General features: G+C 64.3%; 22 protein-coding genes. 8 read left to right on the top strand and 14 right to left on the bottom strand.

The window, feature by feature from the left end:
• Window positions 1-19 precede the first annotated feature (19 nt).
• The 9 genes from AC3G7M_RS20770 to AC3G7M_RS20810 form a co-directional block, all read right to left on the bottom strand.
• Window positions 20-697 (bottom strand): alpha/beta fold hydrolase, encoded by a 678-nt coding sequence (locus AC3G7M_RS20770; RefSeq protein WP_489216575.1) that lies wholly within the window; start codon window positions 695-697, stop codon window positions 20-22.
• Window positions 694-3,033: an MMPL family transporter gene (locus tag AC3G7M_RS20775; RefSeq protein WP_489216577.1), complete on the bottom strand. Its 2,340-nt coding sequence runs from the start codon at window positions 3,031-3,033 to the stop codon at window positions 694-696. The genes AC3G7M_RS20770 and AC3G7M_RS20775 overlap by 4 nt, the downstream gene beginning before the upstream one ends.
• On the bottom strand, window positions 3,023-3,616 hold the full coding sequence (locus tag AC3G7M_RS20780; RefSeq protein WP_489216579.1) for a LolA-related protein: 594 nt from the start codon (window positions 3,614-3,616) through the stop codon (window positions 3,023-3,025). The genes AC3G7M_RS20775 and AC3G7M_RS20780 overlap by 11 nt, the downstream gene beginning before the upstream one ends.
• 1 nt (window position 3,617) lies before the next feature.
• Window positions 3,618-4,520 carry a lysophospholipid acyltransferase family protein gene (locus tag AC3G7M_RS20785; RefSeq protein ID WP_489216581.1) on the bottom strand — a complete coding sequence of 301 codons (903 nt, stop codon included), beginning with the start codon at window positions 4,518-4,520 and terminating at the stop codon, window positions 3,618-3,620.
• Window positions 4,517-4,813: an ApeI family dehydratase gene (locus AC3G7M_RS20790; RefSeq protein WP_489216584.1), complete on the bottom strand. Its 297-nt coding sequence runs from the start codon at window positions 4,811-4,813 to the stop codon at window positions 4,517-4,519. The genes AC3G7M_RS20785 and AC3G7M_RS20790 overlap by 4 nt, the downstream gene beginning before the upstream one ends.
• Window positions 4,810-6,150, bottom strand: coding sequence for an AMP-binding protein (locus AC3G7M_RS20795; protein ID WP_489216586.1), 1,341 nt, complete (start codon window positions 6,148-6,150; stop codon window positions 4,810-4,812). Before AC3G7M_RS20795 ends, AC3G7M_RS20790 begins: the two co-directional genes overlap by 4 nt.
• Window positions 6,147-6,716, bottom strand: a complete 570-nt coding sequence (locus AC3G7M_RS20800) for a COG4648 family protein (protein WP_489216588.1) — start codon at window positions 6,714-6,716, stop codon at window positions 6,147-6,149. The genes AC3G7M_RS20795 and AC3G7M_RS20800 overlap by 4 nt, the downstream gene beginning before the upstream one ends.
• Window positions 6,717-6,995, bottom strand: a complete 279-nt coding sequence (locus AC3G7M_RS20805; RefSeq protein WP_489216590.1) for a phosphopantetheine-binding protein — start codon at window positions 6,993-6,995, stop codon at window positions 6,717-6,719.
• A 327-nt stretch (window positions 6,996-7,322) separates the two neighbouring features.
• A complete protein-coding gene (locus AC3G7M_RS20810) occupies window positions 7,323-8,141 on the bottom strand; it encodes an IclR family transcriptional regulator (RefSeq protein ID WP_489216591.1) in 819 nt (272 codons plus the stop codon).
• Window positions 8,142-8,254: 113 nt separating this feature from the next.
• Here AC3G7M_RS20810 and atzD point away from each other — a divergent pair, with 113 nt between their 5' ends.
• From atzD to AC3G7M_RS20840, 6 genes are all read left to right on the top strand, one after another.
• Entirely contained in the window at window positions 8,255-9,346 is a 1,092-nt protein-coding gene (gene atzD / locus AC3G7M_RS20815; protein WP_489216593.1) for a cyanuric acid amidohydrolase, read from the top strand.
• A gap of 97 nt (window positions 9,347-9,443) precedes the next feature.
• Window positions 9,444-10,463, top strand: coding sequence for a BMP family protein (locus AC3G7M_RS20820; protein WP_489216595.1), 1,020 nt, complete (start codon window positions 9,444-9,446; stop codon window positions 10,461-10,463).
• A 24-nt stretch (window positions 10,464-10,487) separates the two neighbouring features.
• Window positions 10,488-11,975, top strand: coding sequence for an ABC transporter ATP-binding protein (locus tag AC3G7M_RS20825; protein ID WP_489216597.1), 1,488 nt, complete (start codon window positions 10,488-10,490; stop codon window positions 11,973-11,975).
• Window positions 11,972-13,021 carry an ABC transporter permease gene (locus AC3G7M_RS20830; RefSeq protein ID WP_489216599.1) on the top strand — a complete coding sequence of 350 codons (1,050 nt, stop codon included), beginning with the start codon at window positions 11,972-11,974 and terminating at the stop codon, window positions 13,019-13,021. The genes AC3G7M_RS20825 and AC3G7M_RS20830 overlap by 4 nt, the downstream gene beginning before the upstream one ends.
• Window positions 13,018-13,911 carry an ABC transporter permease gene (locus AC3G7M_RS20835; RefSeq protein WP_489216601.1) on the top strand — a complete coding sequence of 298 codons (894 nt, stop codon included), beginning with the start codon at window positions 13,018-13,020 and terminating at the stop codon, window positions 13,909-13,911. Before AC3G7M_RS20830 ends, AC3G7M_RS20835 begins: the two co-directional genes overlap by 4 nt.
• 20 nt (window positions 13,912-13,931) lie before the next feature.
• Window positions 13,932-15,314, top strand: a complete 1,383-nt coding sequence (locus tag AC3G7M_RS20840; RefSeq protein WP_489216603.1) for an amidase — start codon at window positions 13,932-13,934, stop codon at window positions 15,312-15,314.
• A gap of 19 nt (window positions 15,315-15,333) precedes the next feature.
• On the opposite strand, the gene AC3G7M_RS20845 is transcribed toward AC3G7M_RS20840, so the two are convergent.
• The 3 genes from AC3G7M_RS20845 to AC3G7M_RS20855 form a co-directional block, all read right to left on the bottom strand.
• A complete protein-coding gene (locus tag AC3G7M_RS20845) occupies window positions 15,334-15,750 on the bottom strand; it encodes a hypothetical protein (protein ID WP_489216605.1) in 417 nt (138 codons plus the stop codon).
• A gap of 41 nt (window positions 15,751-15,791) precedes the next feature.
• Window positions 15,792-16,292: a DUF4946 domain-containing protein gene (locus tag AC3G7M_RS20850; protein WP_489216607.1), complete on the bottom strand. Its 501-nt coding sequence runs from the start codon at window positions 16,290-16,292 to the stop codon at window positions 15,792-15,794.
• A gap of 157 nt (window positions 16,293-16,449) precedes the next feature.
• Complete coding sequence (locus tag AC3G7M_RS20855) at window positions 16,450-16,914, bottom strand: hypothetical protein (protein ID WP_489216609.1); 465 nt, start codon at window positions 16,912-16,914, stop codon at window positions 16,450-16,452.
• Between the two features lie 187 nt (window positions 16,915-17,101).
• Here AC3G7M_RS20855 and AC3G7M_RS20860 point away from each other — a divergent pair, with 187 nt between their 5' ends.
• Window positions 17,102-17,257 (top strand): hypothetical protein, encoded by a 156-nt coding sequence (locus tag AC3G7M_RS20860; RefSeq protein ID WP_489216610.1) that lies wholly within the window; start codon window positions 17,102-17,104, stop codon window positions 17,255-17,257.
• Between the two features lie 51 nt (window positions 17,258-17,308).
• Here AC3G7M_RS20860 and AC3G7M_RS20865 read toward each other — a convergent pair whose 3' ends face one another.
• A complete protein-coding gene (locus AC3G7M_RS20865) occupies window positions 17,309-17,902 on the bottom strand; it encodes a TetR/AcrR family transcriptional regulator (RefSeq protein WP_489216612.1) in 594 nt (197 codons plus the stop codon).
• Window positions 17,903-18,045: 143 nt separating this feature from the next.
• Here AC3G7M_RS20865 and AC3G7M_RS20870 point away from each other — a divergent pair, with 143 nt between their 5' ends.
• Window positions 18,046-19,032 carry a hypothetical protein gene (locus tag AC3G7M_RS20870; protein ID WP_489216613.1) on the top strand — a complete coding sequence of 329 codons (987 nt, stop codon included), beginning with the start codon at window positions 18,046-18,048 and terminating at the stop codon, window positions 19,030-19,032.
• 128 nt (window positions 19,033-19,160) lie between these two features.
• Here the strand turns inward: AC3G7M_RS20870 and AC3G7M_RS20875 are convergent, their stop codons facing one another.
• Window positions 19,161-20,201, bottom strand: a complete 1,041-nt coding sequence (locus AC3G7M_RS20875; RefSeq protein WP_489216614.1) for a heme-dependent oxidative N-demethylase family protein — start codon at window positions 20,199-20,201, stop codon at window positions 19,161-19,163.
• Window positions 20,202-20,213 lie beyond the last annotated feature (12 nt).

Below are 20,213 nucleotides of genomic sequence, written 5' to 3' on the forward strand. Positions count from 1 at the left end.
CGTCCAGCGACCGCGGTCTTCACTGGAACGGGTTCCGGGCCAGGATGGCATGCCAGGCTTCGGTCCAGGCCGCCCAGTCGTGCACGCCATCGACCTGCACGACCTGGAACGGGGGAAGTGCTGCGGCCAGCAGAGAGTGGCCGGCGGCGAAGCGATCACGGGTCGCATGGCCGAGAAATAGACGAGGATGACTGCGCCCCTCGTGGCAATGGCGCTGCAGCCAGGTCAACAATTGCCGTTCAGGCGCCGTTGCAGCCGAGCCATCGGGCGCCCAATCCTTCAGACGCCCGGCCCGGGTGAGTTCGGCCACAGTGCCATGGGTACCAAGAAACGGGGCCAGCAGGACGAGACCTTCCACACGCTCCAAATACTCACTTGCATAGAGCAGCGCGCCCATGCCGCCGAGGGACAGGCCGAGCAGCCAGATACGGCGGATTCCAGAGGCGACCGCCTGGGCAACGACGCCCTCGTGCAGCGTCCGCGCGATCGTACCGTCGAGGTAAAGCCCGATGTCAGGCCTCAGCGCGATGATATCGAGCGCCGGCTGGCTCGCCTGGGCGGCGACGATGAAGCCGTGAGCCACGAAATCATCGGCCGCGATACCGGCGCCGGGCAGCATGACGAGCAGGATGCGTTCCCCGATCGGCCGCAGCGAGGGATAGTGCAGCACGCGGCCGAGCTTGTCCTGGTTCGTCATCGGCCAATCCTATCGGCGGCGGATGCGCTGAAGGCCGCACCGAAGACGAGGCATAGGAAGGTGCCGATAGCGACCGTCAGTCCGATATCGTGGAGCACCGGAATATGAGAGAGCGAGAGCAACCCATAGGCCGCGACGGTGCAGAGATTGGCAAGCATGATCGAGGCCAAGGCGCGGGCGCGCTCTTCCGGGGCCTGATCGCGGCGTGCGAAGAACAGGCAGTAGTTCGAGCCGAGCGCCACGATGAGCAGAAACCCAGCCACCATGAAGATGGAAAGCTTGCCGCCGCACGTCAGGATCGCGGCCGTAAGAAGGACCGCAGCCGCCACCGGACAGGCGACTGCCAATACCTGACGCGGCGAGCGCAGGCCGATAAACAGGAGAACGAGGATGGCGAGACTGCCGGCGACAGCCAGCGCTACGGCTTCACGCTGAAAGGTGTGCAGCAGATCGGACGATTGCTGGTCGAGATCGACAAGGACAGCGCCAGCCGGCAGGGCGCCATTCAAGGCGGCACGCAGGCGGACAATGTCGGCTACGGTCTGTAGCGGTGCCAGCACGGTCCAGCTGTTACCCGCCGGCATCAGCATGGATTGCAAACGGAGCGAGAGGAGCGCGGGCAGGCTTGTCTCGGTCAGCAGGCCGCCTGCGCGGGCGCGCGCCACATCCGCAAGGAACGGCGTGAAACTTTCGGGCCGGAAGGGCAGACCGGAAAGCGCCTGCGTAAAGGCTGCATGTAAGGTCGCGTCATCCGGCAAGGCCGCGAGCCGGACCCGCTGGGTGCGAGCGCTCGGCAGGACGAGGCTCGGCAGGTCATAGCCGCCGAGGGTTTTCTCCGTCACGAGCGGCGCCAGGACCGCCTGCAATTGCTCGCTCGTTTCCAGCGCCTTGTCCTGACTTGGCGCCTGATAGGCTATGAAATAGCGCGTATCCGGCACGCCCAGATCATGCCTCAGCCTCTGGTCGAGCGCCTGGCTGGCCGGTGAGAGCGGGCTGAGGTTGAGAAGGTTGTCATCCCAGATCGGGCCGCGATGTGCGGCCAGAGTGATGGCGGCGGCGACAAGCAGCAGAGCGAGCACGCGCCGCGCCGGACGCTGCCAGCGCAGAAGCAGGCGCAGCGGCGCACCGATGCCAGCGGCGCCGGAGGCGAAGAACCCGTCCGGTACAAGTCGTGGCAGAACGAAGCGCGTGACCGCCGCTGCACCGACCAGGCCCGCGACCGAAAACAGGCCGAGCTGCGCGAAACCTGTGAAATCCGACAGCAGCATGGTGCAGAAGCCCGCAATCGACGTGAGCGCACCGAGACGGAGTGTCGGCCAGATACGGGCAAGCGTGCGCTCCGCGCTGTCACCTTTCACAGTCTGGGTGAGCAGATAGATCGAATAATCCATCGCCTCGCCGATCAGCGTGACACCGAAGCCGAGCGTAATGGCATGGACGAAGCCGAAGGCGAGCGAGACGGCCGCCGTCGCGGCAAGCGCTCCGCAGGCAACCGGTAGCAGGCCGAGCAGCAGAACACGCGGCGAGCGATAGGCTATGAGCAGGAAAAGCACGGCCCCCGCTGTCGCCAGAATGGACAGGCGGGTGACGTCGCGCTTGGTGACGTCCCGCGTATCGACCGCGAAGACGCCCGGGCCGCTTGCCTGCAACCGTGCCTGCGACGCGCCGGGCATAGCAGCCCGGAGTGAGGCGAAATCCTCGTCGATGAGAGCCAGCGCCTTAGCCTGGGCATCGATATCGAAACCCGGTGACGCTGTGCGGATCAGGAGAAGTGCCGATTGTCCGTCAGGGGAGAACCAGGCGCCGTCCCGCATCTGCGGGCCGTGGCCTGCCGCGGCACCGAGCTGCTGCGCAAGGCTCAGAGCCTCGCCCGTCGGATCGGCCGGCAGGCTGGCCGACACCACCGCACCGAGGTCCGAACTGAGAAGAGAAAGGTCGTTCTGCAAGGCTCCGTGCAGGCCGGACGCTGTGAAGAGCGCCGGCGTCACATTGGCGCTGAGCAGATAGCGGTGATCCCAGACGAAGGACTGCACCCCCGCCATCGCCGCATCGTCACCATTGAGTACCGTGACGAAGACAGGGTTTGCGCGCAGCCGGCGGCCGAGGTCCAGGCTGAGCTGGGCCAGTGCGGCGGGTGGCGCATCGTCGATCGACAGCATCAGGATGCGGGAGGCACTGCCGCTGCTGACCTGGGCATCCAGGGCCTGCTGCGCCAGGCTATGCGCATGGGGCAAGAAATCCCCCATATCGGTGCGATAGTGGCTCCGTGTGGCAATGCCGGCGCAAAGCAGGGCAAGCGCGAGGCAGAGCCAGACCGGTATCCAGTTACGGGCCATGATCGATCGTTTCGTTGACGCTCATGCGGCCGAGGTCACCCTGCGCGCCACCGGTATCGATCTCGGTCACCCTGTTGCCGCTGCCGCGAATACTCAGCCAGCTGAGAAAACGGCGGACGGTCGCTTCGCGTGGATGCAGAAGAAGCTGCCAGGTATTTGCGTCGCCGCTCAGCTCGATCATATAGGCGCGCTGCAAGGTCGGCAGATCGCCGGCGAGCGTTGCGCGCACGCCTTCGACCAGACCGGTGAGCGGGGGCGCCTGACCGAGGTCAAAATGTTGGGTGCGTCCGGCGGCCGTCATTGTCACCGCGCTCTTCTGCAGGACAAAGTCCTGTGGGGACGGCGCCAGTACGGTCTTGCGCAGGTAATCGGGGGCCACGAAGCGCAGCGTGCCCGCGCTTTGCAGAGGCGTCTTCAGCAGCACCATGGTCTTGGTTTCGGTGAAGGTGGCCGAGGCAGACCGCACTGCCGCCAGCGACTGCATGAGCGGTACGAGGCCCCAGGTGGTGGCCGTCTGGGCCTGCGCGAGCGAAGCCGCGGCCAGAAAGAGGCCTGAAACCAGAAAACGCTGAAAATTCAGCATGTCAGGCCCAGAAATCGTAGAAGTTGAACCAGTTGTAGGGTGCTTCCCGACACAGTGCCTCCAGCCGGGCAACGTAGCGGCGCATGATTTCGTCCAGCCAGGCCTGCGGATCGGCTGGCCGCGCCTCACGGGCCTCGGCCAGCAATTCAAACCGCACCTCGTAGCGCCCCTTTCCCTTGTAGACCCCGGCCATCATCACCACCGGCCTGTTCAGCATCAGCGCCACCCGGAACGGCCCCTGCGGAAAGGCCGCCGGCGCGCCGAGAAACGAAATCCGTTGCCGGTCGCGGCCGTCGACATTGCGGTCGGCCAGCACACCGACGAAATGGCCGGCTCGCAGCCGCTCCGCGACCAGAATGAGCGAATCGAGCCGCCCGAGGCCAATGACCTCGGTCTCCAGGCGCGGGTTGATCGCCGCCAGCGCCATGCGAATCTTGCGGGCATTGGCTTCGTACATCAGCAGGCTGACCGGCAGGTCCCGATAGCGGCGCCCGACGACGCGTGCCGTTTCAAAACTGCCGAAATGCGCGCCAAACAGCAGACAGCCGCCGCCATCGGCGTCGATCCGGCGGACGATGTCTTCGCCCTCGACCGTGATGTCGAACCACTTCACCTGCTCGTTCAGCAGATACACCCGGTCGAGCACGCAGGACGCGAAGGTCAGGAAATGCCGATAGATGTCGCGTAGGCGCGGCTTCCGGCCGAGTGCCCGGCCGAGATAGGCCCGAGAGCTGCGCATGGCAACCGGAGAAGATAGTAGGAAATAGAGGCAGACGGGATAGAGGAAAACCTGCGCGACACGCCGGCCGAGCCGCAGCGCGACCCAAGCCGCGAGCCTGATGGTGGATTGCGAGCCGCGTTCGGGCCGCGTCGCCCAGTCCTGAACGTCGGATCGGCCACTCATGCTGCGCCCTCGAGCGTGCCGGTCAGCACCAGGGAGTCCGGCGCTGTGCGACGGATCTCGAAACGGCAAAGCCCGCCGGCCTGCCGTTGCCATAGAAGATCTAGCGGCTCGCCATGCTGTACGGGGGCCAGGAATTTGACGGCACGGAACGTCAGCGGGCCGGAGCCGGCCAGGACGCTCGCGACCTCATCCAGAAGCACCGCGCCCGGCACGATAGGGTGGCCCGGGAAATGGCCGCTGACCGTCGGGTGATCAGCCGGCACCTGCAGGGCGCGCCGCGCCCAACCGGTCATTCCGCGGCCTCGGCCGCGGCGAGTGCCAGCACATCGGCCCGCAGCAGCTTGCCGAGATCGTTGCGCGGCAGATTGGCGACCCGGATCAGCGGACGCGGCAGAAAGGCCGGATCGAGCGTGAGGCGCAGCGCTTGCATAATCTGCTCGGTCGAGAGGCTTGGCGCGACGACAAGTGCCTTCAGTCGCGGCACAGCCTGGCCGGTGCCATCCTCCATGACAAAGGCGCCGTCCTCGACACCGGGAATGCCCAGCAGCTGATGCGTGAGATAGCTGATGGAGGACCGCTTGCCGGCGATATTGACGAGATCGGCGGAGCGGCTGCCAAGCCGGAAATGGTCCGGTGCCGTTAGCTCGATGACGTCCTGAACCGGGGCAATGCCTTGGACCGCCGCACCGCTTGCCCACCAGCCGGCCGCATCTTCATGCAGAACGACGTTGTCAAGGCAATGCCAGTCGCTGTCGTGCGTGCTGCGCCGGGTGGCAATCTGTCCGGCCTCGGTGCAGCCGTAGATCTCGATGAGTGGCGCCTTGAAACAGGCCTCGGCGCGCGCCGCAAGATCGGTCGGCAGCGGCGCGGTCGCCGACAGGATAAGGCTCACAGGCGGCATGCCGCCGGTATCGGCAGTTAAGGCACGCAGGTGAACGGGCGTGGTGACGAGCAGGCGCGGCCGCGGTGCCGCGGCCAGCGCCGCGCGAACATCGGCGGGAAAAAGCGGGCTGGCTGCCGAGACAGCGAGCCCATATTGCCAGGCGAGCAGGATGATCGATTCCAGGCCGTAACTGTGCTGGTGCGGTACGGTACCAACGACGCAACCAGCCTGAAACGCGTCCGCATTCAAACGTGCGCCGGCCGCGCGGGCACTTTCCACCAGCGTCGCCCAGGTTTTGGCAACCGGCTTCGGACGGCCGGTGGAGCCGGAGGTGAAAAGGACCACGGCCGGTTGATCGCCCGGCACGAGAAGATCCGCGGCCTCGGCGTCAGGCAAGACATCGGGAAACCGGAGATGCGGCAGATCGGGTGGCGAAGTATCGGTCAGTGCATAGAGATCTGCATAGTCCTCCGCGAGGTCCCTTAGCATGCCCGCGGTATTGGCGGATGGCATGAGCGTGACCTGGCCGCGCAGGAGCGCGGCAGCAAAACCGACCATGAATCGGTAGCGGTCCTGGCAGAGATTAACAAGAAAGCGCTTCGGCGGCAGGAGCGCCGCAAGTGACGCCACATCGCGGCCGAGTTCCGCGGCGGAAATGTGGATTGCACCACGCAGCGCCACCGTAGCGTCCGGCGCGTGGCGAAGGATGGCAAACTGCTGTCGCGAACTATCCGCAGCCTCCGTCATGGACGCGGCAGACCGGAGGGCGGGGTCGTATTGTCGGGCGGGCGGTGCATGCAATCGCTGACCATGTCGAACACCATCCTGAACGAATGCCGGGGCGGATCGCGCAGCACGCGGAGGCGAACCGCGTATTCCACGGCGAACATGGTCACGACGAGAGGAATGTCGAGCAGGTTGACGAAAATTGACCAAGCGGTCAGCGGCGCCAAGCAGAAGAGCGCAACCGATGTCAGAATCTGCGCAGTAAAGAAGAGCGACCAGGCGATGGTGACCGCACGCGTGTAACGAATCATCTCAACCGACAGAGCACCGTGCAGCCGATAGGCCATGCCCGTGATGAGCGGGGTATGGCCGCGCCGCAGGGTCAAGGCGAAGGTGGCCAGCAGGCTCGCGTAAAGACCCCAATGCCCGAGGGCCGACAATCCAATGAAGCTGAGCTTGAACAGGCCACCGATAGAAAGATTCGGCAGCCTGCTGGTCTTGACGATGACGATGTGGAAGAGAACGGAGACTGCCAGGATCATCAGCACGGCAGCCAGCGGCGAACGCGCCTTCGTCACCCTGATCATTCAGTTGCTTCTGTGGGCCTGAATATAAGCCGATAAAGCATGGAGCGATTTGAAAATCGCCGCGTTGTCGTCGTCGTCCGCCCGCAGCCTGACGCCGTATTTCTGTGCCACGACGAGGGATATTTCGAGCATGTCAATTGAGTCGAGGCCGAGACCCTCCCCGTAAAGGGGGGCGTCAGGATCAATCGTGACAGCGGGCACTTCCAGGTTGAGCGTAGCGACGATCAGGCTGGCGAGTTCGGCTTCGGCGTCAGTGAGTGGAGGTCTGATAGCTGTCATGCCTCACCCACTAGCACAGCCTTATTGGCTAATCAGCCAGCCAAACGGGGCTATCGGGAAAATTGTTTTCAAATGAGCGCGCCGAATAAAGACAAAGACGCGACCTATGCTGCCACCATAAAGCACTGCCATAGGCATGACAGGCGGCGGGAGAGGCTAGCGCCCGGCGTCTCTGCAATCTCAGCCCTACCAGCAAGTCTGTGCCGAGAGACGTCGCACCCCTTCCACCACGTTTGAAAATCCGGGCGCTGCGACGACCCGAACCTACGTCTGTTCCGTTTTTGTTCTCAGGCTTGCGGGGCTTTCTGCCCGGGGACGAGCACCTGGTCATCTTTGGCGCCCGCCGACCTCCGCGGTCACGGCCTGGCCGCATTGCTTGACCAATTCGCCGATTGCCACCACCCGGGCCTCGGTAATGCGGGACGATGGACCGGCGATCGAGACCGCGGCATGCACGTCGCCCAGTTCATCGAAGATCGGGGCTGCGATGCAGCGCAGACCGATCGAGAATTCCTCATTGTCGACGGAAATGCCACGCTGCCGGATCTGGGCAAGTTCGGTCTGCAAGGCGTGCGGGCTGGTGATGGTGTTGACAGTATAGCGCGGCAGACCGCTGCGGCCGATGATGCCGGCGACCTCCCTCTCCGGCATATGCGCGAGGATCGCCTTTCCGGCGGCCGAGCGGTGCATACCCATGCCGCTGCCGGGACGTGATATTGCCCGCACCATCTGCTGACTCTGGATCTGGGCCATGCAGACGGCCTCATCGCCGTCGAGCATGAAGAAATTCACGGTCTCGCCGGTCTCGGCCATCAGCCGCCGCATATGGGGAGTGGCGAGCGCGACCAGATCGCGCGACCGCGCAAAGGCATTGCCCACAGCAAAGGCCCGCACGCCGACCAGCCAGCTCATGGTCGCAGACTCAAAGCGCACGAAACGGCGGCGCTGCAGTGTCGTCAGGATTCGGTGCGCGCTGGAGGGCGGCAGCTTCACCCGGCGAGCCAGTTCGGTCAGGTTCAAGCCTTCATCACTGGCCGCCAGTTCTTCTAGAATGGCCAGCGCCCGCATAATCGACTGTACGCCGCCCGGAGGTGCCATGGTCTTGCCCGGTGTCTCCGCGGGCTCCGTCGTCGCCAGTCCAGCCATCGCCGCCTCCACGCCTTGGCCCCGATCTATTCCACATCGTGAAAATGATTCCAATCCTGTTGCGCAGTGCAGCAAGGACGTACACTCTCGTCGCGAGGATAAAGGAGCGTGCCTTGCGCATTGGCGTCCATAAGCTGGCGATGGCTAACCCGGGTGATGTCTCGGGCCTGGAGCAGCTCATCGGGAGCGGCGCGATCAAGCCTCAGGAGATCGTCGCCCTGATCGGCAAGACGGAGGGCAACGGCGGCGCCAATGATTTTACGCGCGGCTTCGCAACCTTGTCCTTTTCTCTGGCCCTTGCCCGCCATCTGGGGGTGACGCCCGAAGAGGTTGGCCGGAAGATTGCCTTTGTCTGGTCCGGCGGCACGGAGGGCGTGTTGAGCCCGCATGCCACCATCTTCACCCGCAGCGCCGGTGAAGCGCCCCAGGCGGGCGAGACGCGTCTTGCCCTTGGCATCGCCGTGACGCGGGACCTCGCCCCGGAAGAAGTCGGCACCATGGCGGAGGTGCGCCTGGTGGCGGAGGCCGTCCGCCGCGCCCAGGCGGAAGCCGCCATCGCTGACCCGCGCGATGTGCATTACGTTCAGGTCAAAGGCCCCCTGCTCACCCCCGCCGCCGTAACCGATGCAGACCGCCGCGGCGCCCGCTTGGTGACGCGTGACCCCAATGGCTCCAAACCCTATGCCCGGGGTGCGACCGCCCTTGGTGTCGCCGTCGCCCTTGGTGAGGTCAATGAGACGGACCTTGATGACACGGTCATCGCGCAGCGCATGGACTTCTATTCCTCTGTCGCGAATACCTCCGCCGGTGGTGAATTGCGCAACTGCGAAATTCTTCTGTTCGGGAATTCGGCGCAGGCTTCGGGCGATCTCAGAATAGGCCATGCTGTACTGCGGGACGTGGTCGATGCCGCTGGCGTGCTGCGTGCCGCGCAAAGCGCCATCGGCGACGACACCGCCGCTCTCGATGTTGAAACAATCAAAGCGATTTTTGCTAAGGCCGAAGCACCCCCGGGCGGCATGCTGCGCGGACGCCGCACCACCATGCTGTCGGATGCCGATATCAACTATGAACGTCATGCCCGCGCGGCACTTGGTGCCGTGCTCGCCTCGGTCACCGGGGATTCCGCGATCTTCATCTCGGGTGGCACCGAGCATCAATGCAAGCCCGGTGAAGCCCCGATCGCGGCCATCATTCAGGTTTGACCCATTCAAGGCGGTGCAGCGCCCGGCGGCAGCACCTGCCCACAAAAAGCGCCGGCTTTCGCGTGCCGACATCCCCCATTAACGGAAGGTCCTATCGATGACGAAGGCGCGTCTCCTGTGTCGCTGGCGGGTTCTGGCTGCCAGTGCTGCCATCTTTGCCGGCCTGGCCTTCAGTCCCGCGGCCGAGGCCGCCGACAAGGCCGCCATCCTGCTGCCCGGCAGCATCAATGACCAGAGCTGGAATGCGCTCGGCTATGCCATCGTCAAAAGCCTGGAGCCGCATGGTTTCGCGACAGCCTATTCCGAGAATGTCGCCGACGCCGATGAGGCAGATGCACTGCGCGACTATGCCAGCCAAGGCTACAACATCGTGCTCGGCCACTCGGGCCGGTTCGTCTCGGCGATGGAGGAAGTCGCGCCTGATTTCCCGAAGGTCCAGTTCATCGCCGTCAGCGGCAATGAGGGCCAGGCGCCGAACGTCATGTCCATCGACTGGAACAATGCGCAATTCGGCTGTCAGCTTGGACTGCTCGCGGCGCGCATGAGCAAGACGCATAAGGTGGCCGGCGTCTATGGCCTGCAAGGTGTGCCGAATATCACGGCCCAGGCCGGCGGTTTCCGCATCTGCGCTACCAAGGCCGGCGCGAAAGTTTCCATCATCTACATCAAGGATATGGAAGATTCGGCCGAAGCCAAGGAAGCGGCGCTATCCTTGATCGACCAAGGCGCAGATGTTCTCACCGGCAAGCTCAATGCCGCCGAAGCCGGGCTCGTGCAGGCCGCGAAGGAGCGGCATGTCTATGTCACCGGCCGCGGATTTGATCAGACCAAGATCGCGCCGGATCTGGTCTTGACCAATATTCTGGAAGACTGGCCGGCCATGATCGGCAATGTCGCAGACCAGGTGAAGACCGGGAAGCTCTTCGGCAGTTTCGTGCAATATGGCTACAACACGGCGCCGGTGACGGGCGCAACGCTCGGCTACGGTCCGGGTCAGAGCTTCAACCCGGTTGTGCCAGCATCCGTTGTCAAGGAAGTCGAAGCGATGGACGCCGATTTCGCCTCGGGCACGCTTAAGGTCGTGCCGACCGAACACGACGCGCGCCCCGGCAGCTGAGCGGCAAGGCCGGACACCAGGACCATGGCCGCCCTTCTCGAAATGCGCGGAATCGTGCGCTGCTTCGGCGCGGTGCGCGCCAATGACGGCATCGATCTGGACGTCCATGCGGGTGAAATCGTCGGTCTGCTGGGGGAAAACGGGTCCGGCAAAAGCACGCTGATGAAGGTGCTGTTCGGGATGATCCCGCCCGACGGCGGCGGTATCGTGTTTCGCGGCAGGGAATTGTCCGATCACCACCCGCGGCAGGCGATGGAAGCCGGCATCGCGATGATCCATCAGCATTTCATGCTGGTGGAAGCGATGACGGTGGTCGAGAATGTCATGCTCGGCTGGGATGAAACGGGATGGCGTATCAACCGTGCGGCCATCGCGACCCGCATCCGTGAGGCAAGCGCTCGTTTCGGGCTGGCGCTTGATCCTTTCGCGCGGGTGGCAGACCTGCCGCTCGGCCGCCGGCAGCGTATCGAGATCCTCAAAGCCATTCTGCGGGATGCTGAACTGCTGATCCTGGATGAGCCGACATCGAACCTGGCGCCGCCCGAGGTCGCCGAACTGCTCGCGATCCTCCGGCGTTTGCGGAGCGAGGGCAAGGGCATCGTCTTCATCACCCATAAGCTGCCCGAGGTGCTGGAGGTTTGCGACAGCGTGACCGTGCTGCGGGCGGGGCGCGTATCCGGCCGGGCGAAGGTCGCCGGCGCTAGCCGGGCGCAGCTTGCGGCGATGATGGTGGATCGGGATCTATCCGCGCCACCCATGCTGGCGACGGTGACAGCCGGTCCTGTCCGGCTGGATGTGACAGCCCTGCGTGGCACCGGTCTGGGGCCGATCGATCTTGCCCTACGCGGCGGCGAAATCCTCGGCCTGGCGGGTGTCGACGGCAATGGCCAGCTTGAACTGGCCGAGACGCTGGCCGGCTTGCGCCCGTCCACCGCGGGCCGCATCAGCCTGGACGGCCAGGATATCACCCGCGCCTCCGTCGCCACGCGCATGAAAGCGGGCCTCGCCTATATGCCGGCCGATCGCGCCAGCACGGCGCTGGTCCGCAGCATGACAATCGCGGAAAACCTCATGCTGCGGGACAGTGGGCGGGCACCCTATTCCCGGCATGGTCTGCTCGCGGGACGTGCGGCCCTCGCCCAGGCCCGCCGGCTCATGCAGCGTTTCGATATCCGCGCCCCTGGCCCCTCCGCACCGGCCGGCCGGCTGTCCGGCGGCAATCAGCAGAAGATCGTCATCGCGCGCGAGCTTGACAGAAACCCCGCCGTCTTGATCGCCCATCAGCCGACCTGGGGGCTTGATCCGGGAGCGACGCATTTCGTGCTGGAACGCATGATCGCGCTGCGCGACACCGGCGCTTGCGTTATCTACATCTCCTCCGAACTGGAGGAAGTGCTGGCGGTCAGCGACCGCATCGCCGTTTTGGCTGACGGCGGCATTGCCGGCGTCATGGTACGGGCGGATATCGACATGCCCCAGCTTGGCTTGTGGATGTCAGGACGGGCGGCGTGAGCGGGAGTGCGGCCTCCACCGTCATGGCGCGGAGCGGTCTGCGCCTGCGCCGCGACGGGCTTTTTCCACGCATTCTGCTGGCCATCCTGCTGTCCATGCTCTGTGCCGCCGTGCTGGTGGCGATCGCCGGCCACAATCCGCTGGTCGCGTTCCGCGCCATGCTGGTGGGTGCCTTGGGCTCGCCCTATCAGATGGGTGTCGTGCTCAATCGGACCTCGCCCTATCTGCTCGCAGGCACGGGCCTCGCACTCTGCTTCCGCGCCGGCGTGATCAATATGGGATCGGACGGGCAGATCGCGGTGGGCGGCATCGGCGCCGCGGCCACGGTGCTGGTCTGGCCATGGTCACCCAGTCTTGTCACGGCGATCGCAGCGCTGCTGGGTGCCGTCCTCTGCGGCGCGCTTTGGGCCGGGATCGCGACCGCCATTCATCTCGGCCGGCGCGTGCATGAGGTGCTGGTCACGCTGCTGCTCAACTTTGTCGCCCTGCTTCTCGTCCAGCTGGTCCTGGCCGGTCCGCTCGGTCAGGCGGGTGCTGGCTTCCTGCAATCGCCCCCCATGCCGCGCGCAGTCTGGCTGTGGCGCGTGCCGCATTTCTATTTTCATATCGGGATTGTCATCGGCGTCGTGGCCGCGTTTATCCTGTCCTTCATCCTGTGGAAGACGCCCTGGGGTTTCGCAATCCGCGTCACCGGCCGCGCGCGGGCGGCGGCCGCCTATGCCGGGTTCTCGGCCGCCGCAGTCACCTGGGGCGTCATGCTGACGGCCGGCGGCCTCGCGGGGCTGGGCGGCGGGATAGAAGTGCTGGGCCTGCATCATCGGCTGATCGAAGGTTTCTCCACCGGCTTCGGCTTCAAGGCAGTGACCGTCGCCTTGCTCGGCGCGCTGGAGCCGGCGGCCGTCATTCCCGCCGCCCTTTTCGTCGGCCTGCTGGAGACAGGCGCCCTCGCCATGCAGCGGCAGATCGGCGTGCCGTCCGCACTGGTCGTGGTCATCGAGGGCATCACCATGCTGTTCATTCTGGCGGCCATGGTGCGGCGGGCATGATCGACTTTCTGGCCGCCGCCATCCGCATCGCGACGCCGCTGATCTTTGCCGCCCTTGGCGGCATCCTGTCGGAACGGGCCGGCGTTTTTGCGGTCGGGTTGGAAGGCATGATGCTGATGGGCGCCTTTGCCGCCGTCATCGGCGCCTGGGCCTCCGACAGTGCCGTCATGGGATTGCTGCTTGCCCTTCTGGGCGGGGCTGCGATCGGCTTGATCGTCGCCATCGTCACCGTGCGCTACCGTGCCGACAATATGGTGACGGGGCTGACGGCCAATATCCTGGCCCTCGGCCTCACCACCTATCTTCTGCATATTTTCGCCGGCAGCGCATCGGTTGATGTGACACCGCTGGCACCCTGGCCCATTCCCGGCCTGGCAAGAATTCCAGTCGCAGGTCCCCTGCTCTTCTCCCATCCGCCCTTGACCTATCTCGCGCTCCTCGGCTGCGCTGGCCTGTCCTTCTTCCTGTTCCGCACCCAGACTGGTCTCCTGCTGCGCGCCACGGGCGAAAATCCCGAGGCGGTCTTCGTCGCGGGCCACAGCCCGCGTAGGCTGCGCATGACCGCCGTCATCTGCTGCGGCGCCATTGCGGGATTGGGTGGTGCGGTGCTGTCGCTGCAGCAGGTTGGCACCTTCACCGACGGCATGACCGGTGGCCGAGGCTATCTCGCCCTCGCCTCTCTCATCGTCGGGCGCTGGAACCCCTGGGGCGCGGCTGTCGCCTGTCTTGTCTTCGGCGCCGCCGAGGCTCTGGAATTCCGCCTGCAAAGCTTCGGCATTCCGGTCAGTTCCTATGTGCTGCAGATGGTGCCTTATCTGATCGCGATTGGCGTCCTGGCCGGGCTGGGCCGTTCCACCAAACTGCCCGCCGCCATCGGCAAGCCGCTGTGAGCGCCGCGAAGGAGAGCCCTATGCCCGAGGACCTTGGCGCCATCGCGCGTGCGTTACGGGCGGGCAGCGTGACGGCCGAGGCGCTGCTCGACCGCAGTTTGGCGCGCATCGCGACCCGCGACGCTGTCTTGAACAGCTTTGTAGCGCTCGATGAGAGCGGCGCAAGGCAGGCGGCCCGCGACAGCGACGCCCTGCTGGCCCGGGGCGCGGCACGCTCACCGCTGGAAGGCATTCCGCTGTCGGTCAAGGACAATATCCTGGTCGCCGGCATGACCGCGACCTGGGGTAGCCGGGCACTGTCCGGCTATGTCCCCGCACAGGATGAGCTGCCGGTCGCCCGGCTGCGCGCAGCCGGCGCCGTCATCCTTGGCAAGACGAATGTCCCGGAACTGACCGTCGAGGGCTATACGAAGAACGATCTCTTCGGCGTCACCCGCAACCCGTGGAACCCGGATCTGACGCCGGGCGGCTCCTCCGGGGGTGCCGCCGCCAGTGTCGCCGCTGGGCTGGTGCCCGCCGCCATCGGCACCGATGGCGGCGGCTCGATCCGCCGTCCGGCGAGCCATACCGGCCTGGTCGGCTGGAAGCCGTCGACCGGCCATATCCCGCGCCTCCGGGGCTTTCCCGCGATCCTCAGCGACTTCGAGGTTATCGGCACTCTGGCGCATAGCGTTGCTGATATCCGGCTGCTCGACAGCGTGCTCTCGGGACCGGAAGGGCGCGATCGCCGCTCTCTGCTCGTGCGGCCCGACCCTTGGCCGAACCGGCCCCTGCGCGTGCTCTATATCCCCCAATTCGGCTCAGCGCCTGTTGACCCTGAGGTTGCCGCCGCAACGCAGGCCTTCGCTGAAAGTCTGGCCAGGACGGGAGCGGACGTTACCCCCGGCACGGTCTTCTTCGACCTCACCGCCGCCCACCGCACCTGGTATGTCATCTCGCGCGCCGGCGTCGCCTTCATGATGGGCTGGCGGGCGGATTTTGAGGCCAAGGCCGGCGCCACGGTGCGGGCCATGGCCGCCGAGGGCCGCGCGATCACGGGCGCCGATTACACGGGCGCCCTGGAATGGGTGTCCGACCTCCGCCTGCGTCTGGCTGACCTCTTTGCGACCTATGACCTGGTGCTGACACCAAGTGCGGCTGCCCTGCCCTGGGATGCCGCCACGCCCTATCCCGACCGGATCGACGGACAGGAAGCCGGCCCGCGAGACCATGCCATCTTCACAGGCTGGGTGAATATGGCGGGCCTTCCCGCGATTAGTCTGCCCGTGGCTCTCTCAGAGCGCCGGCTGCCGATCGGGGTTCAGCTTGTCGCGGGCTTCGGCCAGGATCTGTCTATTCTCACCTTCGCCGAGGAGCTTGCGCGACGCGTGCCGCCGCCCGCTTTGCCTGACTGGCCGCCATAAGCGCGCGGTCGCTTGCGCGCTATGTATGGGCGGGACATCGCAAGATCAGGCGATCATACTGTTCCATCCCGCCAAACTGCCACTGGTCCAAAGTCACCAGCTCGTCTGGCCCAACCATCGCCATCTCAAAATGAGCGGTGCTGCCGCCATCACTGGTGCCTGCATCAAGGGCGTCGTGGATGGATCGGCCATGATCAAGCGGCCTGAAAGCCGTCACGGTCGGATCACTGTCCTGCGGCCGAGCGAGCAGCAGATGCAGGAAGCCGCCGGAGATATCGGCGGCAAAGCTCCACTGGCCATAGACGAAGGAATCCGGCGTGACGGAGACGAAGTGGCACTCCAGGACACGCTGCGCCCCCGCCGCCGGCGCAAGCGGCAGGGCAAGCAGACAAAGAAGCGTCGCGGCAAGGCCTATCCGACCCGGATGATTGACCATTCTCACTCCTCCCTTACTCTGGGGGAAATATCTGTCAGCACCTAGTCCGCCGCGACGGATGCTACAGTCTGCTTGAATGCGTCGAGATGAGCTGCGAACTCCGCCACCGAGCTCGTGTAGCTGAGAGACGCGAGTATGCCGGGTTTTGACCACAGGATGATGCGCTGCCTCACGAGTGCTTGGCCATCACGGGTCGCATCACACTGGATGTCGAGGCCACCCGTCCCCGCAACCTGGATTGGCATGGCCGGGAGGCAGGACAATGCCAGACCGGCCTTGCTATAGACATCGCTTGTCCCGATCTGCATTTGCTTTGCGGCATCCTGCAAGTCACGCATATGGTCAGCCGGTTGCGGTTCCTGCGTCAATTCAATCGCCGCGAGCGGCTTTCCCGTCTGATTTGCAAGAACGGCGCGGCTTGTTCGGCCCGCGACAGAGTGGCCATCCGCGGATGTGATGGGAAGATCCGTCACCGGCCATCCTTGCGGAAATGTGACCGCCAGATTCTGAGCACGCGCTGAGCCTTCTGCGCCGGCAATCAAAGCAAGAGCGAGAGCGGCAACGCCTAGAGAGCAAAAAAAGGTTTCAAATTGGCCATCATCTCAATGGGCGTTCCCATAGTTGGGTGGTCAAAGGAGAGTGGTGGCGCTGCACGAAGACACGCCGTGCAGCCTCCCAGGCCCGGCATGGATGAGCAGGCTATTGTTGCTGCTGTGTCGGTGTACCGGGCATCGCCGGTATGGTGGGCATTCCGCCCGGCATCGTCGGCATTGTCCCTGGAGACATCGACATGGCGGGATTGTTGACCACAGCCTGCTTTACGCTGGAAGCCATCTGCTGGCAGAGCGCGGGTACCGTCGTATTGCCCTTGGTGGCCATGCTCGACAAAGTCACGGCTGTACCATTGGGCACCGACAACGAGCCCTCGCGGCCAGTGGCCTCGGCCGCATCAGTAGGACCGCCCGCGGGCAAACGTGCCATGACCTGTTTTTGCGCCGCAATCGCCGAACCGTCGATGGCACCTTGGCTTTGACAGTATTCCAGCACGCCGAGTTCGTTGGCCGCACCGTTACGCATCATCATTGTGGTATCAGTCTGCGCCAATGCAGGAAAGGCGAATAACGGAACAGCGAGAACCGCTAACGAAAATGTGTGCTTGATCATTTTAATTTGTCCTCCGTATCATTATGATGATTTTTAATTCTAAAATTATTATTCGCGTAATGAGAACGTCAGCAGAGCAATGATAGAGCCAATTGGTAGCTTATTGGCAAGATAGTGGCCATCTACGGACGTGCAATAGTCAGTGCGCGCCGCACGCGCAGTAACTTGCTGCGCCTAAGATGATTTTATGATGACACACGCGACGATTTTGCTGATGCAGACTTTGCACGAACATGACGGCGGCATGCGACATTACCAGGTTGACAAGACAGGTATTGGTGGCTGGACCATGCCGGCAACCGGCGGAGGAGCCATGGTCGACGATAAACGATCGCTGTTGTGACCTCGTTGCCCTGTCTCTATCAAGTCATTGCACTGCCGCACATCGCCGCTGTCAGGAGGCGGCGTGGCGGGTATCAAGTCCGCGTGCCAGCGCTGCCACCATCCTCTGCAATTGGCCATGCAGCATCCCCGGGGGCGCCGTCTTGCCGGCCAGTCCCAATTCCACGACGCCATGAACGGCAGAAAATACCGTGCGGGCGAACGGCCCGCAGGCCGCATCGTCCAGGTCCGGCTGCAGCCTGCGCAGCGGCATCTCGATATGAGTAAACGCCACCGCAAGGCGGCCGGCGTACCAATCAGGCACCGCACGTCCGCCCGCCATCCGATGCTGGAACAGGGCGTTCCAGAGGCCGCGATGGTTCGTCGCATAGTTCAAATAGGCTGAGGCCAGCTGTTCCATCTGCGCTTCGGGTGCTGAGACGCCGCGCACAGCCGCGGTCAGAGCGGCGTCGATGGCGTCCAGCGTGCGGCCATTCACCGTGAGGATGAGTTCATCAAGATCGGGGAACACGGTGTAAATCGCCCCGACCGCGCATCCCGCCGCCTCCGCCAAGGCCCTCGCCCGCAGATCCTGCACGCCCGACCTGGCGATCGCCGCTTCGGCCAGGTCGGTCAGCCGCAGCGCCAGGTCGCTCCGCCGGGCCACCGTCCCCGGACGGCGTGAACGGTGTTCATTTTTATCTTGAACGATGTTCAAATCTCCTGTAGCTCAGGTTTGTGAACATCGTTCATACAGCTACTACCGCGATGGTTCAATGCTTTACCCATCTCAGGCCGAAGGAAACGATAATGAAGGTAACGCTGGATCTGAGCAGATTGCTGGCCGACGGCACCATCACGCGGGAGGAGCATGACCGCCTTGCGGTACTTGGCCGCCGCGACACTGCCATGGTGCTGGTGAATGTGCTCGTCGGCTTCGGCGTCGTGGCCGTCGCCCTGGGCACCGTGGCCCTGGTCCCCTCCGCATTGGCCGGCGCCATCATCGGCGGGATGCTGATGGCGGCAGGTGTCACGCTGACACTGGCCGGGCCGCAGCGCTGGTCTGTGCTCGCCACGATCTGCATTCTGATCGCCGCCCTGCTGCTCGGCGCTGGGCTTATACTGCTCAGTCAGGGCGTTGCGACCTTCGACGATGTGAGCAATGCCCATGTCGTCATGCCGCTCGCCCTGGCTCTCGTTCTGGTCGCCCTCCTGTTCGGCTTCTGTGCCGCCCTGGCCCGCAGCGGCTTGCTGGCGAGCCTTGCGGTATTGCTGCTCTTCGCGGCTCTCGGTGGTAGCAGCTACTATGAGGCGGCCACCTATGGACTGCAGGTGTCGCAGCCCTTCGCGACCGTCGTGTTGTTCAGCGCCCTGGCTCTGGCGGCCCATCTTCTGTCTCGCCGTCTGGCACCGCAATGGGAGCGTCTGGCCACGATCGTCGCGCGTGTTGCCCTGTTCCTGGCCAATCTTGGCTTTTGGATCGGTTCGCTATGGGGCGATGACCTGGACTGGCTGGTGCATGGCCCCGGTTTCACGATCTCGGCCCACGATTTCGCGGTGGCCTGGGCGCTCCTGCTGCTTGGGACCGCGGTCTGGGCCGGCCGCACCGACCGCCGGTGGGTTTTGAACCTCGTCGCGGTGTTTGGCGGCATCCATTTCTATACGCAGTGGTTTGAGTGGGTGGGGGCCACGCCCGGCAGCTTGCTGCTCGGCGGCCTGATCCTGCTGGTTTCTGCCATCCTTCTGTGGCGGCTGAACAGCAGCCACGAAAAGACGCCCACACAACGCGCCGCTTAGCTCAGGCATGGCGGTAGCACCGCCCGAGGGCCGATCCCGGTCAGATGGAATCCTCTGGCCGGGTCAAGATGTCCGTCAACACAATAAACCAGAGCGACGCTCATGAGCGAAAGCGAGCGAGACACGCGCTAGTCTGGCGCGGTGCCGGGCGAGGTCGGCGCGCCATCATCGTATTGCGCGAGATAGGCGACTGCCGTCGGGCGCCAGCGCGTGAGGCCCTTGTAATCGGCGAGATCAGCGGGCAGGTCGCGCAGTACGCGGTGCATCCGCCGCGCCCATTTCGGGATCGTGACCAGCTCCTCCAGCTTGATCAGATAACAGCGGATCGGAAAGACGATCGCATTCGATCGCGGCAGACGCCAAAAGCTTTGCAACTCAACCCGCAGATGGACCTTGTCGCCGACATTCTGGGGCGTCACGCTGGTACGGTCCGTGCCCCATTTGTGGTAATTCTCGGGGCTGGTATCCAGGCGCGGATTGACCGTCATGGTCCAGTTATAGCGCCGCATCGGCTGGCCCTGGCGGAGCGCCAGCATGAATTTGAGCGCGCGGTCGAAGACCCCCATTTCATGCGCGCGCGGCACTGGCGCGTGCCATTCCATGAAGTTCATGCCGATATCGAAGTCGAGCGACCAATCCGCCTGGGTGGTGGTGATGCCGGCATCCATCCATAGATTATCGTCACGCTGGTCAAGAATCGCGAAATCCCCCTGCGACTGGCGGGTGATATATTCCATCGGCCCATAGGGCAGCGTCGCGGCATCGCCGAAGGTAAAGCGATCATCAATGCCAAGGGGTCGGTTGATCCAATGCCATTGGTCGCCCGCGCGATGCAGCTCGAAATGCTCGGGGTAGCCGGCGGCCATCTGCTCCATTAGCAGTTCCAGCAGGTCCCAGCCGGCCAGCTCCATATGCGGCAGAGACTGACAGCGCAGCGGATCTTCCCGCAGCACGATCGCGCGGTCTTCCATCTCGGCGATGTAATGCTCATCGACATCGATCAGACTCTCGAATACAGACCCGGCGCGGCCCTTCACATGCGGCTCGATATTGACCGCATACATATAGTCATCCCGGTCGAACGGAAACGGAAAGCGCTTTATCCCCACGTGGGAATTACGAAACGTAAAATCGTCACGAAACGTTTCCCGGCGAAACTCGATGCCCATTGTCTCTCTCGC

The sequence above is a fragment of the Acidisoma sibiricum genome (assembly GCF_057837225.1).

Excerpts from the sequence above, each read along its gene's own strand:
- AC3G7M_RS20770 (WP_489216575.1), bottom strand. The coding sequence starts at position 697 with ATGACGAACCAGGACAAGCTCGGCCGCGTGCTGCACTATCCCTCGCTG.
- AC3G7M_RS20775 (WP_489216577.1), bottom strand. The coding sequence starts at position 3,033 with ATGGCCCGTAACTGGATACCGGTCTGGCTCTGCCTCGCGCTTGCCCTG.
- AC3G7M_RS20780 (WP_489216579.1), bottom strand. The coding sequence starts at position 3,616 with ATGCTGAATTTTCAGCGTTTTCTGGTTTCAGGCCTCTTTCTGGCCGCG.
- AC3G7M_RS20785 (WP_489216581.1), bottom strand. The coding sequence starts at position 4,520 with ATGAGTGGCCGATCCGACGTTCAGGACTGGGCGACGCGGCCCGAACGC.
- AC3G7M_RS20790 (WP_489216584.1), bottom strand. The coding sequence starts at position 4,813 with ATGACCGGTTGGGCGCGGCGCGCCCTGCAGGTGCCGGCTGATCACCCG.
- AC3G7M_RS20795 (WP_489216586.1), bottom strand. The coding sequence starts at position 6,150 with ATGACGGAGGCTGCGGATAGTTCGCGACAGCAGTTTGCCATCCTTCGC.
- AC3G7M_RS20800 (WP_489216588.1), bottom strand. The coding sequence starts at position 6,716 with ATGATCAGGGTGACGAAGGCGCGTTCGCCGCTGGCTGCCGTGCTGATG.
- AC3G7M_RS20805 (WP_489216590.1), bottom strand. The coding sequence starts at position 6,995 with ATGACAGCTATCAGACCTCCACTCACTGACGCCGAAGCCGAACTCGCC.
- AC3G7M_RS20810 (WP_489216591.1), bottom strand. The coding sequence starts at position 8,141 with ATGGCTGGACTGGCGACGACGGAGCCCGCGGAGACACCGGGCAAGACC.
- AC3G7M_RS20820 (WP_489216595.1), top strand. The coding sequence starts at position 9,444 with ATGACGAAGGCGCGTCTCCTGTGTCGCTGGCGGGTTCTGGCTGCCAGT.
- AC3G7M_RS20825 (WP_489216597.1), top strand. The coding sequence starts at position 10,488 with ATGGCCGCCCTTCTCGAAATGCGCGGAATCGTGCGCTGCTTCGGCGCG.
- AC3G7M_RS20835 (WP_489216601.1), top strand. The coding sequence starts at position 13,018 with ATGATCGACTTTCTGGCCGCCGCCATCCGCATCGCGACGCCGCTGATC.
- AC3G7M_RS20840 (WP_489216603.1), top strand. The coding sequence starts at position 13,932 with ATGCCCGAGGACCTTGGCGCCATCGCGCGTGCGTTACGGGCGGGCAGC.
- AC3G7M_RS20845 (WP_489216605.1), bottom strand. The coding sequence starts at position 15,750 with ATGGTCAATCATCCGGGTCGGATAGGCCTTGCCGCGACGCTTCTTTGT.
- AC3G7M_RS20855 (WP_489216609.1), bottom strand. The coding sequence starts at position 16,914 with ATGATCAAGCACACATTTTCGTTAGCGGTTCTCGCTGTTCCGTTATTC.
- AC3G7M_RS20860 (WP_489216610.1), top strand. The coding sequence starts at position 17,102 with ATGATGACACACGCGACGATTTTGCTGATGCAGACTTTGCACGAACAT.
- AC3G7M_RS20870 (WP_489216613.1), top strand. The coding sequence starts at position 18,046 with ATGAAGGTAACGCTGGATCTGAGCAGATTGCTGGCCGACGGCACCATC.
- AC3G7M_RS20875 (WP_489216614.1), bottom strand. The coding sequence starts at position 20,201 with ATGGGCATCGAGTTTCGCCGGGAAACGTTTCGTGACGATTTTACGTTT.